The organism is Bacillus sp. EB106-08-02-XG196, from assembly GCF_013396335.1.
GTDB lineage: Bacteria > Bacillota > Bacilli > Bacillales > Cytobacillaceae > Neobacillus.
The window spans coordinates 420,375-438,924 of record NZ_JABWSY010000002.1; the positions used below are offsets into that span (position 1 = coordinate 420,375).

16 protein-coding genes are annotated in these 18,550 nt (G+C 37.6%); 3 read left to right on the forward strand and 13 right to left on the reverse strand.

Annotated elements, in window-relative coordinates; translation table 11 throughout:
* Nucleotides 1-57: 57 nt before the first annotated feature.
* The 10 genes from MLOOGBEN_RS05715 to MLOOGBEN_RS05760 form a co-directional block, all read right to left on the reverse strand.
* A complete protein-coding gene (locus tag MLOOGBEN_RS05715; protein ID WP_179157280.1) occupies nt 58-840 on the reverse strand; it encodes a hypothetical protein in 783 nt (260 codons plus the stop codon).
* Nucleotides 837-1,610 (reverse strand): PilN domain-containing protein, encoded by a 774-nt coding sequence (locus MLOOGBEN_RS05720; protein ID WP_179157281.1) that lies wholly within the window; start codon nt 1,608-1,610, stop codon nt 837-839. Before MLOOGBEN_RS05720 ends, MLOOGBEN_RS05715 begins: the two co-directional genes overlap by 4 nt.
* Entirely contained in the window at nt 1,610-2,605 is a 996-nt protein-coding gene (gene pilM, locus MLOOGBEN_RS05725; RefSeq protein ID WP_179157282.1) for a type IV pilus biogenesis protein PilM, read from the reverse strand. Before pilM ends, MLOOGBEN_RS05720 begins: the two co-directional genes overlap by 1 nt.
* 16 nt (nt 2,606-2,621) lie before the next feature.
* Entirely contained in the window at nt 2,622-3,374 is a 753-nt protein-coding gene (locus MLOOGBEN_RS05730) for a prepilin peptidase (RefSeq protein WP_179157283.1), read from the reverse strand.
* Nucleotides 3,374-3,853, reverse strand: a complete 480-nt coding sequence (locus MLOOGBEN_RS29580; RefSeq protein ID WP_179157284.1) for a prepilin-type N-terminal cleavage/methylation domain-containing protein — start codon at nt 3,851-3,853, stop codon at nt 3,374-3,376. Before MLOOGBEN_RS29580 ends, MLOOGBEN_RS05730 begins: the two co-directional genes overlap by 1 nt.
* Nucleotides 3,854-3,993: 140 nt before the next feature.
* On the reverse strand, nt 3,994-5,199 hold the full coding sequence (locus MLOOGBEN_RS05740; protein ID WP_179157285.1) for a type II secretion system F family protein: 1,206 nt from the start codon (nt 5,197-5,199) through the stop codon (nt 3,994-3,996).
* Nucleotides 5,192-6,241: a type IV pilus twitching motility protein PilT gene (locus MLOOGBEN_RS05745; protein WP_179157286.1), complete on the reverse strand. Its 1,050-nt coding sequence runs from the start codon at nt 6,239-6,241 to the stop codon at nt 5,192-5,194. Before MLOOGBEN_RS05745 ends, MLOOGBEN_RS05740 begins: the two co-directional genes overlap by 8 nt.
* 12 nt (nt 6,242-6,253) lie before the next feature.
* On the reverse strand, nt 6,254-7,915 hold the full coding sequence (locus MLOOGBEN_RS05750; RefSeq protein WP_179157287.1) for a GspE/PulE family protein: 1,662 nt from the start codon (nt 7,913-7,915) through the stop codon (nt 6,254-6,256).
* A gap of 18 nt (nt 7,916-7,933) precedes the next feature.
* Nucleotides 7,934-9,229 carry a VanW family protein gene (locus MLOOGBEN_RS05755; RefSeq protein ID WP_179157288.1) on the reverse strand — a complete coding sequence of 432 codons (1,296 nt, stop codon included), beginning with the start codon at nt 9,227-9,229 and terminating at the stop codon, nt 7,934-7,936.
* A 19-nt stretch (nt 9,230-9,248) separates the two neighbouring features.
* Nucleotides 9,249-10,031: a hypothetical protein gene (locus tag MLOOGBEN_RS05760; protein WP_179157289.1), complete on the reverse strand. Its 783-nt coding sequence runs from the start codon at nt 10,029-10,031 to the stop codon at nt 9,249-9,251.
* A gap of 265 nt (nt 10,032-10,296) precedes the next feature.
* Here MLOOGBEN_RS05760 and MLOOGBEN_RS05765 point away from each other — a divergent pair, with 265 nt between their 5' ends.
* Genes MLOOGBEN_RS05765 through MLOOGBEN_RS05775 form a run of 3 tightly spaced genes read left to right on the forward strand, consistent with a single transcriptional unit; the run spans nt 10,297 to nt 12,611 of the window.
* Nucleotides 10,297-10,815 (forward strand): type IV pilus modification PilV family protein, encoded by a 519-nt coding sequence (locus MLOOGBEN_RS05765; RefSeq protein ID WP_256988897.1) that lies wholly within the window; start codon nt 10,297-10,299, stop codon nt 10,813-10,815.
* Complete coding sequence (locus tag MLOOGBEN_RS05770) at nt 10,778-11,272, forward strand: prepilin-type N-terminal cleavage/methylation domain-containing protein (protein WP_179157290.1); 495 nt, start codon at nt 10,778-10,780, stop codon at nt 11,270-11,272. Before MLOOGBEN_RS05765 ends, MLOOGBEN_RS05770 begins: the two co-directional genes overlap by 38 nt.
* The gene (locus MLOOGBEN_RS05775; RefSeq protein ID WP_179157291.1) at nt 11,262-12,611 is read left to right on the forward strand and encodes a hypothetical protein; all 1,350 of its coding nucleotides are present in this window, start codon (nt 11,262-11,264) and stop codon (nt 12,609-12,611) included. Before MLOOGBEN_RS05770 ends, MLOOGBEN_RS05775 begins: the two co-directional genes overlap by 11 nt.
* A gap of 50 nt (nt 12,612-12,661) precedes the next feature.
* On the opposite strand, the gene MLOOGBEN_RS05780 is transcribed toward MLOOGBEN_RS05775, so the two are convergent.
* The 3 genes from MLOOGBEN_RS05780 to MLOOGBEN_RS05790 form a co-directional block, all read right to left on the reverse strand.
* Entirely contained in the window at nt 12,662-14,377 is a 1,716-nt protein-coding gene (locus tag MLOOGBEN_RS05780) for a sensor domain-containing diguanylate cyclase (RefSeq protein WP_368737758.1), read from the reverse strand.
* A gap of 71 nt (nt 14,378-14,448) precedes the next feature.
* Nucleotides 14,449-15,768, reverse strand: coding sequence for a bifunctional folylpolyglutamate synthase/dihydrofolate synthase (locus tag MLOOGBEN_RS05785; protein WP_179157292.1), 1,320 nt, complete (start codon nt 15,766-15,768; stop codon nt 14,449-14,451).
* 73 nt (nt 15,769-15,841) lie between these two features.
* The gene (locus MLOOGBEN_RS05790; RefSeq protein ID WP_179157293.1) at nt 15,842-18,487 is read right to left on the reverse strand and encodes a valine--tRNA ligase; all 2,646 of its coding nucleotides are present in this window, start codon (nt 18,485-18,487) and stop codon (nt 15,842-15,844) included.
* Nucleotides 18,488-18,550: the final 63 nt, after the last annotated feature.

Genomic DNA, 18,550 nt, shown 5'->3' on the forward strand with positions numbered 1-18,550 from the left:
TTTTGTCGTCTTGTTATACAATGCTTTCGTCAAATTATTTGCAACTTCGCAATGGTGTTAATTTGTTTTAGTCGTATCAGTAAAAGTAGTTAAAGGATTTTTCTTGTTAGCTGGGCCTGGTGCATCAATTTTCGGCAAATCAGCAAGTAAATCATTCACTGTAGGCAGATAATAAGCAGAAACCGATAAACTGTAACTTAATTTCTTTTCTACTGGCTCTGTTTCTAAACTGGTAATTTCCTGGCCGCCAGTATAGTTAATAGATTCCACTACAACTATCCTGTTCAATGATTCAAGAGTACCAATAAACTTTTCCAAGTCTTCATAGGTTGGTGATTCGACACTCAAGCTAATGGTTAGCTTCTTTAAACCAGTGACCGTGTTAGCTGTTTGTGCTTCTTTTTCTGCCTCTACTTCTTGTACAGTCTTGACCTCTAGTGATTCATCAGTGTTCGTTTCACCATTCGCGCTTGTATTTTCTTGCACTGGCGGTGTAATCGTAACATCAGCATCCTTAGAAAAGCTCATAGATTTAACTAAACTATTTGAAACGTTTTCTGCTCTTTCTAGATCCAAGATAAACTGCTCTTGAAGTGGTGTGACAGGCACCTTCTTCTGTAGTTCTCTTGTATCTTCTACAACCTTAAGTGTTTCATCTGCCTTTTTCTGAGTAATAGCATCTAAAAGCTTTTGTTCTGTTTGTAGTGACTGCTCTTTCGTTACAAGGTCAGACTTCAAAGGAGAGAGCATCATGAATTGAGCAATGGCAATAAGTAATATAACGAAAAGAATGCCAGCTAACAGTAACAGCTTTTCCTTTTTTGAAAGTTTAAGCTTCATGATGCTGTCCCTCCTTCCTCATCACCTTCACCTTTGTTTAAGAGCTGTTTAATTGTTTCTTTTGTAAATTTAACCTCGAACTGACCAATATATCTTGGAACATATTTATTAGTCGGAACGGCAACCTTAGTTGTTTCTTTATCGTTTGTGACTGTCGGATTTACCGGTGTAAAGATAAACCTGGTTGGATCATTCGGGTCTAAAGTAACGATAAAGCTATCGTTAATATTTGGCTGGTTATTCTCAGTTTGAGTACCTGTGAAATCAGTAGGAGTTTCTTTCGCTTCTTCTACCTCTTGAGCATTTAATGAGCTGAGACTAGCTTCATTAATCCAATCAGATTCATTTAAATTATCAAGGAAGTAAGCAGCCTCTCTAGCACTATCAAATTGAACTGAAAGTGAAACCGTCCCTGCCTCCGTATAACTAAAGGTTTGAATAAATCCTCGTTCAGGCAGTAAACCTGTTAAGTGCTGCATAACTGGAACTGTTTGGATTGGATAATTATTGGCCCAATCCACCGCACTCTTTAGTACAGTTACAGACAGCTGTGCTTCATTGTTTCCAATATTTCTCTGTTCGATTTCAGCAAGTTTTTTAGTCGTAGATATACGATTTTCGACAGCAGCAATATCAGATTTTACTAATTGGATTTGCCAAAAATATATGCCTCCAATTACTACTAACACTGCGGCAAAACTTACTAACATGATCACGAGACTCTTTTTCCCACGTTCTTTTTGGGGAAGCAGGTTAATTTCTACTAGCATCATTTCACCTCTTTTAAAGCGAGACCTAAAGATAATAATAGATTAGCCGGTACGCTTCCTGTTTTACCATTAACATCTACTTCCTGCTGTATTCTCTCAACAGGAATATCAAATCTTTCGTTCATTTCATCAAAAATCGCTTCAAGCATTGGATGGTCACCATTTAAAAGAAACTTAGAAACATCCTTTTTTTCGTTTGATAGGGTATAGCGATAAAAATCCACTAGCTTGTTAATTTCATTCAGAATATCTTCAATCTGCATTGCTAATTCTTCGGTGTCACCAGTGTATTTAAACACCATTAACCCAGCGGTGTCCTGTTTGATTTCCCATTTCTCGATATCAAAGGGTAGTGGAAATTGTCGCATAACTAAAGGAACGGTATCTTCAAAAATACACAAGTTAACACTTGTTAAGTCAAACTGGACTGTAAATAAAACTTCGTTTTCTCCAGCTTGACCGAGTTGATGAAATAAACGATAAAGTGCAAGTGGTGATATATCTGCTGCAATTGGATTTAGCTTCAGACTAGAGAATAACTCTGCATATTCCATTACATATTGTTCCGGGGCAGCAAACAAAAGGAGATCCTTTGTTTTTCCGTTATTCGCGAGAGGAAAATAATCAAAGACAGGTTCTTCAAAAGGTAAATGAATACTTGACCCAAGCTCCAAATACAGATATCCTTTGATTTCATCATCTTGAATATCAGCAGGAATAGAGACTTTACGAATGATTACAAGTGGATCTGGGACAATGAAACGAACCTGACGACCTTTTATTTTCCATCCATCAATACACTCTTCGAGTATATTCGCTAATGAATCAATATCAATAATCTTCCCATCGGTTATAACACCCGGGGGAAGGAAGCGTTCGCACCATTTTTGTGCAGCAGGGGGGTTGTTTTGTTTTAATTCAACAAAACGAACCGAATGGTCATTTACTACCAGGTTAACGATTCGATTTTTTGATGAAAAGAGGGAAAATGCCATATTTAGTACCCCTTACTTAAAAAGCTGAATTAAGAAACTGTATATATAAATCGATGAGTTCCGAACCCCAATAATAAGCCGTCAATGTTCCGGCTGCAATAAATGGTCCGAACGGAATCGGCTGTTTTCTTTTAATAATTTTAAAAAGAAGTGCCAAACCGCCTATGACGGCTCCAAATAATGTAGAAAAAAAGAAGGATAAAAGTACTAGTTTAAAGCCTAACACAAAACCAAGTAATGCATAAAGTTTCACATCTCCGAAGCCCATCCCGCCGTTACTTACAAGCGCAATGACGAGCAAGAGGGTAAAGCCAGTAGCAGTGCCTAGAAGGCTGTCCCACCAGGGTGAGAGCGGCCAAAAAATTCGTTCAAATAAAAAAATCCCTGCAAACCAGATTAAGATCTTATCAGGGATGATCATATAGTGAATATCAGAAACAACAATTATGATAAACATTGAAATTAGTGTTAATGCTATTACTAATTCTCCGGACCATCCAATTACAAGTGGTGCAGTTGCAAACAAAACGCCAGTCAGTGATTCAAAAAACGGATAGATAGGAGAAATCCGCGACTGACAGCCGCGGCATTTCCCTTTTTGAAACAAATATGAAATTACTGGAATAAGTTCTAAAGCTGACAATTGATGTCCACAAGTGGAACATGCAGATCTTGGTGTTACAATCGATTTCTTTAATGGAACTCTAAGGCCGATCACGTTGAAGAAGGAGCCTAGAACTATACCATAGATAAAAAAAACTAAAATCATTAGTTAGTGTATTCTATCAATTCTTTTTCTGTTGCTTTGCCGTCTGCTACAGCACCCACACCTGCACCTGGTTTGTCTACTAAAGCAACCGACTTATGAGTTGATAATGTATATGTGTACTTACCTGATGAAGCAGTATGCGTAACATTAACAACAAAGGTTTCATCTTCAACACGATCTAGGTAATCATTTAATGGTACGTTAGTGCCAGTTCCAGTAGTAGCATCCAATGCACCAGTTCCATTCATATTCAATGTTAAAGTAGTAGCATTAGGATGTTCCGCAACATAAAGCTTAGCAGCATTAATAATTTGCAGACCTTCTTGCACTTGAGCTTTCTGTTCTGATTTTTTGATTACATTCCCAATGGCAGGAATTGCAATTGCAGCAATAATCCCTAAAATAACGATAACTGCTAGTAATTCGATTAATGTAAAACCTTTTTGTTCTTTAAGTTTTGAACCTAATTTTTTTAACATTTTACATCTCCTTCTGGTTCTATGAACCTAGTAATATTTCTCTATGAGTATACAATAAATGTAAGCTGATGGAAAGAGAATTTTATCGCATTTTGTCTTGATTTTGACATATTTGTAATATTTACTAGTATTTTGTTACATTAACTCATTTGGTCAAACATTGAGAACATTGGCATCATAATTGATAGGACAATGACTCCGACTACACCAGCTAGAAATACAATCATAATGGGTTCTATCAAGGACTTAAGTCGGTCAGTGCCTTGATCAACTTCTTTCTCATAGAACTCAGCAATCTTCGATAGCATCGCATCCAAAGCACCAGTTCCTTCACCAATCGAAATCATTTGCGTTACAAGTGGTGGGAATGCCCAATGGTTCATCATTGGTTCTGTCATTGAGCGACCTTTCTCAAGAGAATTTCTGGATTCTCGGATTACTCTGGCAATCACTTCATTTTCTACAACTTTTTCAACAATCGACATTGCTTGCAGTATAGGTACAGAACTTGAGAATAGAGAACTAAGCGTCCTCATCATTCGAGCCAGTGCAGCTTTTTGAAGCATATTCCCAAAAATCGGCATTCTTAAGAGAAAATAATCTAAATAATATTTTGTTTTTTTATTTTTCTTCATATACATAATCGCGAACACAAACCCAAATACGATAAGCAGTATCATCCACCAGAATGATTGCATAAACCCACTAGCATTTAGGACAAATTTCGTAATCCCGGGAAGCTCAGCCCCCATATCCTCAAACATTGTTACAAATGTAGGTACAACCCCAACTAGTAAGAAGATAACAGCACCAATCGCTAGAATCCCGATAACTGCAGGGTACGTCAAGGCAGACTTCACCTTTGACACTGTATCATGCTGTTTTTCAAAATCATCCGCTAGTTTTTCTAGTGTTTCATCCATGTTTCCCGCGACTTCGCCAGCTTTTACCATGTTAATAAACATCGAGTTGAAAATCTTTTTATGTTTTGCAACTGACTCTGAATAAGGATTTCCTTCTCGTAGATCCTGTTCAACAGCTTGTAATGCCTTTTTCAGGGCTTTACTTTCTGTTTGAACTGCGAGAATCCCTGTGGCCTCAACAACGGTTACTCCTGCTTTTATTAAAGTCGCAAATTGCCTCAAATAGATGACAAAATGCTGTAGCTTAACGGGATTTCCAATGGTTAATTCCATGGTCATAAGGGTTTCAGGTACTTCGGTCATTTCAATGACTCGGATTCCATCTTCTTTTAGTTTAGCCATTGCCTCTCTTCTAGAAGAAGCCGTTACAGTTCCCTCTTTTTTCCCTCGTTTGTCGCGTCCTGAGTATTTAAATCTAGCCATCCAGCATCATCTTTTCTTGTAGATATTTGGTTGCAGCTTCTTTTTGAATAAGATTTCGTTCGATCAAATCTCTTATACTCATTTCAAGTGTATGCATTCCTTGCGCACGCGACGTTTGCATTGTACTTTGAATCTGATGGATTTTTTCATTTCGTATTAAGTTTGCAATTGCCGGGTTATTTACCAAAACTTCCGTAGCGGCTTTTCTCCCTTTTTTATCAAGAGTAGGGAATAAACGCTGTGAGATAACCCCTACTAAAACAGATGCTAACTGTACCCGAATTTGCGGCTGTTGTGCTGGTGGAAATACGTCTATAATCCGGTTAATGGTTGATGGAGCACTGGATGTATGAAGTGTCCCTAATACAAGGTGACCTGTCTCAGCAGCCGTAATCGCAATTCCAATCGTTTCTAAATCACGCATTTCCCCAACTAGAATAATGTCTGGGTCTTGACGAAGTGCACCTTTTAAACCATTTGCATAGGATTTCGTGTCAAAGCCAACTTCTCGCTGGTCAATAATCGAATTTCCATGCTTGTGCAGGTATTCGATAGGGTCTTCTAATGTAACAATATGCTTTCGCATCGTCCGGTTTACATAGTCTATCATCGAAGCAAGTGTGGTTGATTTACCACTACCTGTCGGACCAGTGACCAGAATTAACCCTTGTGGTTTCTCGCAAAGTTCTGGGATAATTTTTGGCAAATCTAGTTCTTCGATGGTGGGAGTTTTAGAAGCAACTACCCTTAGTGCTAATGACACGCTTTTCCGTTGGTGATAGGCGTTAACACGGAAACGCGACACACCTGGAATACCATATGAGTAATCAAGTTCCCCTTTTTCCTTAAATAAATCATACATATTTTCCGGTATGGTTATTTTCGCGATTTCTTCTGTGTCTGCAGGAAGTAATATATCCTTCCCATAGCGTTTAATATCCCCATTTATACGAAAGATGGGCGGAACGCCAACGGTAAGATGGATGTCGGATGCCTTAAATTCTAACGCCGCCCTTAAGATATTTTCTATTTTTTCTCTCATAATTTTTGTCTCCTACTCCAAGATGGCTACACGCAATACTTCTTCCGTTGTAGTTAGACCTTGTTTAACCTTTAATAATCCATCGTCAATCAAGAAGATGGTTTTATTTTTTACTGCATGTTCCTTTAATTTATGAGTTGTATCTTCATTCATAATAACCCTGCGCATATCATCATTCAGGACGAGTACTTCATGAAGGGCAACTCTTCCCTTATAACCTGTCATATTACAAGATTGACAGCCTTTACCACGCGTGATTTTTTCAATCTTCATTCCCCGGCGGGCAAATATATCGATTTCACGCTTGGTAGCTTCTTGAACCTCTGCACAATCACGGCATACCTTACGAACTAACCGTTGTGCAACGATACCCGTTAAGGAGGAAGCAATTAAAAACGGTTCAACCCCCATATCAATTAACCTCGTGATTGTACCTAATGAGTCATTGGTATGAAGTGTACTTAACACTAAGTGACCAGTCAAAGAAGCACGTACGGCTATTTCTGCAGTCTCTTTATCACGAATCTCTCCGACCATAATAATATTGGGATCTTGCCGAAGAATCGAACGTAAACCAGCAGCAAAGGTCATCCCAACATTCGTGTTTACCTGAATTTGATTAATTCCTTCTAACTGATATTCAACTGGGTCCTCAATCGTAATGATGTTTACTTGTTCACTGTTTAAACGATTCAAAGCGGCGTAAAGGGTGGACGATTTACCAGAACCCGTTGGACCTGTAATCAAGACAATCCCCGTAGGCTGTTCGATCATTTCTGAGAATCTTTTAAGATTTAAAGCATTGAAACCAATCTTATTTAAGTCATTTAGGGCCGCTCCCATATCTAATATCCGCATAACTATTTTCTCGCCGTAAACCGTCGGCAGGGTTGAAACACGAAGATCAATGGGATGGAACTCCAAATTTATTTTAATGCGGCCATCCTGGGGAATACGGTGTTCCGTTATATCAAGATTGGACATAATCTTAACCCTTGCGGTTAACACACTTCTCATATGCCTTGGCAATACACGTTCCACTCGAAGTACCCCATCTACACGATACCGAACTACTACTTTTGTTTCCTGTGGGTCAATATGAATATCACTAGCCTTTTGGATAACGGCATTCGTAAGAATCTGGTTTACTAGACGCACAATCGGTGAATCGAGGTCATTAATATCATCGTCACGGCCTCGATCACTTGGTGAAAGCTCATCAAACAGTTCTTCAAGACCTTCGTCGACATTGTAATATTTATTAATTGCCCTTAAGATACCCTCTTTTGTTGCAATGGCGGTTTCGATTTGGAATCCTGTTGAAAGACGGAGGTCATCGATGACGATGAAATCCATTGGATCAACCATGGCAACATATAGTCTATTGCCTTCTTTTTTTAAAGGAATAATCAAATTACGCCTTGCGGTTTCTTTTGATACTAGTGAAAAAAGATTCGTATCAAATGGATAATGCATTAGGTTGATATTTGGAATTCCTAATTGAACCTCTAATACCTCAGCAAGCTGCTGATCTGTAATATAACCCCTTTGCAGAAGTGCATCCCCTATTTTTTGATTTGGTGCCTTTTCATCTAATGTTGATTGAAGCTGCTCAGGGGTAATTAACCCTTCTTCAATTAATAAATCTCCTAGTCGTCTGCGTGTTTGTTTCATTTATTATCACTACTTAGATTATTTTGGTTGCTCATTTGGTTTCCCCCAAAGGTCATCATCCGAATCTTGATCAATTTTCGCAGGTGGTGTTGGTGGATTTCCCGTAGAATCACCTTCATTTGCTGTAGCAGGTGTTTCGGTAGTAGCTGCCCCTTGTGTCCCTATTAAACCATGTACTTCAACACGGTAAACAGGTGGGTAGTAGTCCTCAAATAAAAATTCACTGTTTATCAATTGTACCCCTTGATAAGTTTCTCGATAAATTTTTACGATTTGCCCATCTCCACCAATAGCTAGGACCTTTATTTTTCCTGGTAGAAGTAATGGACTATATTGAACAATAGTTTTGGGCTTTAGTTGCTGAGCCTCTTTTTTGCTAATTTTATAATCGTAAAGGAACTTTTCTCCCTTAAGCGTAACGATTAGATCTTTATTATCTAATTTAAGTTCTACGGTATAAGGTGTTGTATTTGGATTAACGATAATGAAATCTGCACCAGTAGCTGCATTTACCTTCGCTTCAAATCCAACAGCTGAATAATTGGGAAGCGCACTACTAATATTTCTTTCAACAATCTTAAAATTCGTTGGTAAAATCGTCTGATAGATACCAGTTGCAATCACATTTAATGAAGAAGAACTTTCAAGCTTCTGTAGCTTTGCAAATTCAAGTAAGGAGAAATCAGCACCATCAGAAATTTGTATTTCAGGATTTGCAGTAACCAATGAAACCAAATCATTCGGAACTTCTGTTAACTTCACAATAGCTGTACTTATGACATTATCTTTTTTACTAGCTTCAGCAATAAGATAATCCTTATTCAAATTAAATTTATAAGAGCCTGTTTCAAGCTTTGCAGCTGTATTTTGCAGGTCTGTAATTAACTTAGATATTTCGATTCCTTTTAAGTCAATCTGTGGAAATTGTAATTGGATTTGATCCTCAACGGGCATTAATTCAATTGTCATCGAAACTATATTCGATTGTCCGTCCTTAATTGAATAGACTGATTGAGTTGCATCAAACCTAAAAAGGTTACTATCGAATGGTACAACTTTTTCACTATATTGCAGTTCAAACTTTGTATTTTTCACCCATTCCACATACTTCTCCTCTAACAAAGCAATCGTTTCACTTTCTGTTTTACCAGAAATATCTATCGAACCAACCATTGTCCCTTCTGAGTACATACCGGCAGAAGAATTCGTTATATTTTCGAATGCTTTGGCTCCAAAATGGGAAGAACTAAAAATAACACCTGCGCTTAAAAAAAGTACAACAAATAATTTAATGAATGGTTGATGCTTGTTCAAAATTTATGCCCCACTTCTTTTAAGTTATTTTTTGTAATTCGAGTACTTTCATTGGTTTACTTTCATCATTGTCAGTTGCTCTTGCTGCCGTAGCCTCTTTATCAGCAAGTAATTCCTCTAATTCAAAATCTTCTAAGTGAGATTCCTCATTGATGCTTTTTTCTTCATCGTCTACCAAGGTTAATTCTGCAAGCTCATCCAGCCAGCCTTCCTCATCAAGTGAATCTACTTCTTCCTCGTTGATTTCTACTGTCTCTTGATTACTTTCCTCTAGTAAACTTTCAATATCCGATAAGTAACCAACTTCAATTTCGCCATCCTCTAAGTCTTCCTCCGGATCACGTTCTATCTCTCGGTCTTGTAAAAAGGAAATGTCTTCTTCAAATGATTCAGTAGAAAAAGCATCTTCCTCTTGTTTAATTACAGATGAAGAAGCAGTGATTTCTAGTTCAGACAAATCCATTAATTCTAGGTCAGAAGTTTTCTCTGGTTGCTTTGTTAAAATAAATGAAGCGTCACTATCCGGAATTTCATTCTGTTCTATAAACTGCTCTTTCGTCATATAGATAACTTTTCCTAATCGACTATCCATTAAATAGGCTGCAAAAAAGGAGAGTGCGAGTAAAATCAATAACGTTTGCCAGAGAGGAATAATTACAACTGCTCCAAGTCCACCCAATGCTAACAAGCCACTAGATACAACAACGACAAACTTTCCTTTTGTCGTATACCCAAGTGGTAATAAAAAATGAATCAAGAACATCAATAGCATTGAACCTAATACCCAAATAACTGTTAGCATTCATTCACATCCCTTTAACTAGTTCATATATACTATAAAATTACATATTATTACAAAAAATTATCTTTTTTATCATCAAAAACTAAATTTAGACAAATTTCGTCTACTAGATATTGTATAATACTTTTGGATAGTTTAAAAGAAGCTGGAAAACATTTATAGGTATATGTTACTGAAATTTGTTATTTTTTGTCTAAATAATTTGTTAAAATGTATCTATGAAAATAGAAATATAATATTTTCTGCCCAGAAGGGAATGAATTTCATGAATATGATAAAGAGTGAAGAAGGTGTTACCTTAGTAGAGGTTCTTGTATCAATTACTCTTTTGTCAATTGTTCTAATTACACTAATGAACATTTTTCCACAAATGGGAATGATGAATAAATATAACGAGGATAAAGCTCAGGCAATTAATACAGCGAAAGAAATTCTTATCGATTGGCAGGATGCAGACGAATTAAAGGAGTTTATTAAGGAAAATCGTACTTCTGGGTTCACACCAATAGCTGGAAATACCAAAGTTGCTTATACCAATTTTTCTTATGATACGGAAGATGATGGCTATTACTATTTTGTAACAACTAAAGATCACTATGAGGTCCATATTAAAATAAAGAAGGCTCCAAAAATAGACTCAAGTTCAGGACAAGTAAATCAAATTACTGTACAACTATTAAATGAAAAAGGAAATGTTGTAGGTGAAACCTATGGTTATATAAAAAGAATGGGAGGGGATGAGGCTGTTGCGACAGAAGTTACTACTACAACCACAACCGAATGAACGCGGTCTAACATTAGTTGAAGCTTTAGTTACTCTTACCTTACTTTCAATCATCGGTATTATTATTTGGAGCATTTTCTTTCAAGGCTATACATTTTCACAAAAAGCAATTTCAAAAAACTTTATGCATCAAGAAACCAACATTTTAGTTGCAGAGCTGACCAATCTTCACCGTACTACTGAACAATATGAAATTACAAATACTGATTCTAATTGTACGATTACTGTAAAATATATAAGCAAAAACGATATAACAAATACAGAAAAAACAAAGGTATTCAGCCATTCAAACATGTGCTTTAAGTTTGAAAATGCGGTGACTAACCCAGTAAAACCAAATGAAGGAAACCTACGCTTAGAGTTAATCACTAACGATAAAAATATTCCTGAAAATAAAATTGCGTTAGATACGTTCCTCTATCGCATGAAAGGCAAGGGTGCGGATTATGGAGGTTAATAATAAGAATGAACAAGGATATGCACTCGTTACTGTATTGCTTATTGTAACAGTTTTCACAGTTATTTTCCTTTCATTTATGGGTCAGGCATTCTCAAGTGTAAAGCAAAATCAAGTGGTTGAGAAGACTACACGCTCTGTAGCGGCGGCTGAAATGGGAATATCCTATTATCAAGTAACAATCCAGAACATGTTTAAATTAAATCAAACTACAGTTACTGAATATGTCAGATCCATTATGGATGATGAAACAATAGACAGTGAAACAGTAGATTTTAAACGACTTGCAACAGAAAAAATGGCTGAACAACTTCAAATCATGATACCGGTTGAGTCTGGTTTACCCATAGAATCAATCAAATACATGATAGGAACACCAACAGAACCAATTCGGATTGACGACCATCCTAACGCTTCATACTATATAAAAGATTTTAAAGCAGAAGCTGTTAATGCTGAATCAAATAGACCCTATATAATTAATATCAGCTTTAATGTTGTTGGTACAGAGGATGGAAAGGATACTATACTCTCTACCAAAATGTTTATAGATTTAAATACAATTGTTAATCTTCCTACAACCGAAAACCCTGATAACTACCAAATGCCATCTTTCAATAACATCAAAAAGCCAACTACAAATACATGTATAACGTTAGCATGTAATAATGTTGTTATTGAAGGAAATGCAGATTTTCAAGGGAACAATGAACTTAAAAGTTTTCAAACCATATATGTTACTAGTACACCCACCCAGCCAGGTAACATATCGATAACTGGACAAGGTAATGAAAACAATATTACCAATATTAATATTCATGCTGAAGGTGATATTTATATTGGACAGAATATGAATAGACAAATAAAACTAACCTTAGAAACAAATGGGAATGCAACTTTTGGTCAAAACTTAAAAATTAATTCTTACTCAAACTTATTAGTAAATCGGAATCTTAAAGTAATAGAAGGATTAAGCATCGAGGATCATTCTTTTGCATATATTGGTGAAAATGCAACTGTTAATTCCTTAACCATTCAAACATCATCTAAAATGTGTGTGAAAGGTAACCTAAATTACAATCAAAACAATGGCATTACTGTAACAACCAAAAATAATGATGATTTACCAAGTAAGCTGTATGTATCAGGGGATGTAAACAAATACGCTGGATTGGATGCTAATAATAATCCAAAATATGTAATTGACACTGCAATGAATACTCTCTACAAAGTTAGTTCACTTGAATTCGCTAAACAGTGTGGTACCTATGTTCCACCAGAATTCGAGATTAACTGGGGGGACAGAATTAGTCCCGTAATAAGTGATGTTGAATATTAAATAAAAAAGAGGTGTGAAAGTAGTGTCAATAAACTACTCTCCCACCTCTTTTAACATGTCGAATATTCCGCAACCCGGTTCCTCCCAGCCCGCTTCGCCCCTACATACAACGCACGATCAGCATGCCGAATCAAAGCCAGTGAATCTTCTGCATCCTCAGGTGCCGTTGCGACTCCAATTGAAGCTGTTATTTTCACCTGGTGTTGGGCTAGATCTAATGATTGCTTTAATGTAAATGGCCAATTGGCAATGGCTTGTCTGATCATTTCAGCCATTTGGTAGGCTTCCTCTTTTTGAGCTTCAGGTAAGAGAACTACAAATTCCTCGCCGCCGTATCGGGCGATGGTTCCGCGTGAACCTATAAGGTTAGTTAATCTTGCTGCCAATTCACAGAGAATTTCATTTCCACTTTGGTGCCCATATGTGTCATTGACGGCCTTAAAATGGTCGATATCAAGAATGATTAAGGATAAAACCTTGCGTTCAAATTGCATTAATTTAGCAAATTCCTCAGATAATAATTTTTCAAAGTACCGATAATTATATAATTTCGTTAGTGCACAGTGTTCGCTTTGCCTCTTTGTAAGCTCATAATGCTTTGCATTTTCCATTGCCACTGCAAAATAGGAACAAAGAATATCGACAATCATAAGCTGAGATTTTTCATATGCCCTTTTTCGCTTTGAAGCTAGCATCAGTACCCCAATTGCCTTTTTATTTCTGACAATTGGTACCGCTAATATACTTTCAGCATCCGTTGGGAGAAAGCCCTTCGAAAAAGTCTGCCAATCTTTTTTTGCATTATATAAGCAGCCTTTTTGCTTTTCCCAAACAAAACCGCTTATTCCCTCATTTTTTCTAATCATTACTATATCGCTGGTTAACCCAGTACCGCCTTCAATTTGGCGGGTTAAGTGGAGTTCGTCTTCATTTACTACTTCTAGAATATAGGCGTAGTCAACCGGAAGCATTTCACTAAGCTTTTGGATGAAAAGGTCAATTACCCCATTAACCTCGAGTCGTTCTGCCATTTGGTGGCCAATTTCAGCAGCTTTCTGTAAATACTCATTTACTTTTTGACTAGAATAATACAGATTGAATATGATTGATAGACTAATAAAAGGAATACCTACGATTAATAGTGCCAAGAATCCTACCTGGTTGTAAAACATATATAACATTAATCCAAGTGGTAGAGTGACTAGAGTGGTACTTGTCTCGACAATAAACTCTTTTCCGAAGTAGGATTCATTCCTCTTATATATATAACGAATATGAATAGAAATAATAACCTGGTTTAAGAAGTAACTTACAACACCATATAAAGCAGCAAGCCATAACGATCGTGGATCATTCATAAGATTAGGTCCTGTCTGCCCTCCGAGTGAATAATAAAAAATACCACTCAGGAAAGAAACAAGAAAGAACATATTCAGATTTAGAGGAAGTCGGAAAGATTCTCCCTTCTGAATCCTTATTTTTAGAAGCAGAACGATTACTGCAATCTGCGCAAGAACCATTTCTGCAAATATGCCTAAACTTAAAAAGACGGCAAGGGATACCCATTGAATCAAAAAGATAGACATCTCATTGATAATGATTGGCATTGAGGCTACAACTGACGTTAATAACAAAAATGCCAGCAGTTCTAACCAGCGGCCAGAGAAGTCAGGAGGGTAAGTTTTGTAGGTAAACCACATACCTGGAGGTACTATCAAAAGCCATACAAGAAAGATCGCTCTTTTCATTTTAGCTTGAACTGCCACATAACTCCCCTCCCCACTTACATTATTTTGAAATCGAGATGTATTTATTTTACCAAAAATACTTTAGCTTGTCATAATGAAATTGTATTGTTTTTCAAAAATTCACACAAGTAAGGTTTAGCCTCAGAGATGAAATACAAAGACCCTGTAACAACTAGCACGGAATCCGGCTGTGAATTTTGGATACATTTGGCAAGATGAGAATCCCAATTTTCCCCGATACTTTTATTCTTCGAATGACTTAAAGCGAACAAATCAATCGCTTCTGCTGCCCGAGGAAAGTCAAACGAAACAAAGGAGATTTCATCTGCTACTTGATCCAATTGAGAAATCATTTGGTCTAGCTTTTTATCTTTTAATGCTGCAAATACAATATGAATAGTATAGTTAGAATAGCGATTTGATAGTTCATGAACAAGAGCTGAAATACCTTCGTCATTATGGGCACCGTCTATAATAACGAGTGGATGATTTGATAATATTTCAAACCTGCCTGGCCAATATGCTTTCTTTAAGCCTGTCCTAATTGCGTTCTCAGAGATGGAGAATTCTTCGTGATGATTGATAGACTGAGCCGCCATTACTGCTAATGCTGCATTTTCTGTTTGGTGCTGCCCAATCATACTGATTTCTAGTCCATTTAACAATTGCTCACCTTTTAAAGTAAATACCTCACCCGCAGGTTGAGGACTGTGGGAGGTAATGGAGAAATCCTGATTAAGAATACTCAAAGGAGCATTTATTTTTTTAGCTTGCCTTTTTATCACCTTTAAGGCATTTGTATTTTTAACTGCAGTGAAAGTAGGAATCCCCGCTTTTATAATCCCTGCTTTTTCAAAAGCAATTTCCTCATAGGTATGCCCTAATATATTCGTATGATCTAGTCCTATATTTGTTATGACAGAAGCAATTGGTTGAATAATATTCGTTGAATCAAATCTTCCCCCCAAGCCAACTTCGTATAAAACAATGTCCACCTGATTTACATTCGCAAAATAATAGAAAGACATCGCAGTGATCACTTCAAACTCTGTAGGTCCGCCAAGTTCGGTTTCCTCTAATTCGTCAGCAAGCGGCGCAATTACATTTGTCAATTCCAACACTTCTTCGTCATTGATGGGCTTTCCATTTACCGAAATTCGTTCATTGAATTGTTCAATATATGGTGAGGTAAAGGTACCAACGGAATAACCACCTGTTTCAAGAATCGAACGGAGATAGGTTACAGTTGAACCTTTGCCATTTGTACCGCCAATATGGACTGTTTTCATTTTTAATTCTGGATGTCCAAGTTTCTCCATCATCCATTCCATACGGGCAAGGCCTGGTTTAATGCCGAGCCTTAATCTTGCATGAATCCAGTCAAGGGCTTCGCTATAAGTTGTAAACATCCATGACACCTCTATTAAGTATTCTAAAAGAAGACGAATCCTAAAGCAGGACTCGTCTTACTTACTTAACTTATTATATACCTTTTAGCTCATTTAAACGTGCTTCCACTAACGCTCTCTTTTCGCGATAATCTTTTTCTTTGGCACGCTCTTCAGCAACAACACTTTCAGGCGCCTTTTTCATAAAGCCTTCGTTGTTGAGTTTCTTTTCAACTCTTTCAACTTCTTTTGTATATTTCTCCACTTCTTTTTGAAGACGGGCAATTTCTTCATCAATGTTAATCAATCCTTCCAGTGGAAGAATGATTTCTAATCCAGTGATCACGGCTGTCATAGCCTTTTCTGGCGTTTCAAGATTGATTCCTATTTGTAATTCTTCTGGGTTACAGAATTTTTCAATATAGGCTTGATTCTTTTCGATTGCTTTTAAAACTGAATCGTCCTTCGCCTTCACAAGCATTTTAATCTTCTTGCTCATTGGCGTGTTTACTTCGGCACGGATGTTTCGAACGGAACGAATCATTTCCATTAACATCTTCATTTCTTGTGCTGCTGTTTCATCCGAATAGACTGGATTAACCTCAGGCCACTTAGCGGTTGTAATCGATTCACCAGCATGTGGAAGGTTCTGCCAGATTTCCTCGGTAATGAATGGCATGAATGGATGTAACAAACGCATCGTCTGATCTAACACATGTGCGAGAATCGAACGAGTAGTTTTCTTAGCTGCTTCATCGTCACCATATAATGGAAGCTTAGCCATCTCAATATACCAGTCACAGAAATCATCCCAGATGAAGTTATAAAGGGCACGGCCAGCTTCTCCGAATTCATAACGCTCTGAAAGCTTCGTAACAGTTTCGATGGTTTCGTTTAATTGCGTTAGAATCCATTTATCTGCAACAGACTTTTCTCCGCTAAAATCAATTTCAGCATGTGTCATGCCATCCATATTCATTAGTGCAAAACGAGAGGCATTCCAGATTTTATTAGCAAAGTTCCAAGTGGATTCAACTTTTTCAAAGCTAAAGCGTAAATCCTGACCTGGAGAGCTTCCTGTTGAAAGGAAGTAACGTAAGGCATCGGCACCGTATTTATCGATGACATCCATTGGGTCTACACCGTTACCAAGAGACTTACTCATTTTGCGTCCTTGTTCATCTCGAACTAATCCGTGGATTAAAACATCTTTAAACGGTCGTTCACCCGTGAATTCAAGGCTTTGGAAAATCATTCTTGAAACCCAGAAGAAGATGATATCATAACCGGTTACGAGTACATCTGTTGGGAAGAAACGCTTGAAGTCCTCTGCTTCAACATTTGGCCAGCCCATTGTGGAAAACGGCCATAATGCAGAACTGAACCAGGTATCCAATACGTCTTTATCCTGCTCCCAATTTTCGATATCGGCAGGAGCTTCGTGACCAACAAATACCTCGCCTGTTTGCTTATGATACCAAGCTGGAATTCTGTGACCCCACCATAGCTGTCTTGAGATACACCAGTCACGGATATTTTCCATCCATCGCAGATAGGTATTTTCAAAGCGATTTGGCACAAAGTTTACTTTATTCTCTTTGTTTTGAAGCGCAATCGCTTCATCAGCAAGTGGCTGCATTTTAACAAACCATTGTGTCGATAAATAAGGCTCAACTACTGCTCCGCTTCGTTCGGAATGTCCAACTGAGTGCAAATGCTCTTCAATTTTGAAAAGAACGCCTTGTTCTTGAAGGTCTTTAACAATTTGCTTACGGCATTCAAATCGATCCATACCTTTGTATTTTCCAGCTCTATCATTCATTGTGCCGTCTTCGTTCATTACAAGAACTCGCTCGAGATTATGACGATTGCCGATTTCAAAATCGTTCGGGTCATGTGCAGGTGTAATTTTTACCGCTCCTGATCCGAATTCCATATCTACATAGTCGTCACCAACAATTTTGATTTCCCGGCCAACGATTGGTAGGATAACGGTTTTACCGATTAGATGCTTATAGCGCTCATCCTCTGGATGAACGGCAACAGCTGTATCGCCCAACATGGTTTCTGGACGAGTGGTCGCAACTTCAATATGTCCTGACCCGTCTGCTAATGGATATTTCATATGATAAAATGCACCTTGAACATCCTTGTAAATAACTTCGATGTCAGATAATGCTGTCTTTGTAGATGGATCCCAGTTGATGATGTATTCGCCTCTGTAAATTAAGCCTTTTTTATAAAGGGTAACAAATACCTCTTTTACAGCATCTGACAAACCTTCATCTAATGTGAAGCGCTCACGGCTGTAATCTAATCCTAAACCTAACTTTGACCATTGCTGGCGGATATGGGAAGCGTATTCTTCCTTCCACTTCCATGTTTCCTCAACGAACTTTTCACGTCCTAAATCATAACGGCTTTTTCCTTCACCGCGGAGTTTTTCTTCTACCTTCGCTTGTGTTGCGATACCGGCGTGGTCCATCCCTGGGAGCCAAAGAACATCGTAGCCTTGCATCCGCTTCATGCGGGTAAGTATATCCTGTAATGTTGTATCCCAAGCATGCCCTAAATGGAGCTTCCCAGTAACGTTTGGCGGCGGGATCACGATGGTATAAGGCTTTTTACCCTCATCGTTCTGTGCTTCAAAAAACTTGCCTTTTAACCACCACTCATAGCGTCCTTGCTCGATTGACTGTGGATCATACTTCGTCGGCATGGTTATTTCCTTTGTTTCCATTTGACCATCTCCTTTATTTCTCTTTCTGCCCATTAAGAAAAACTAGACAAACAAAAAACCCCA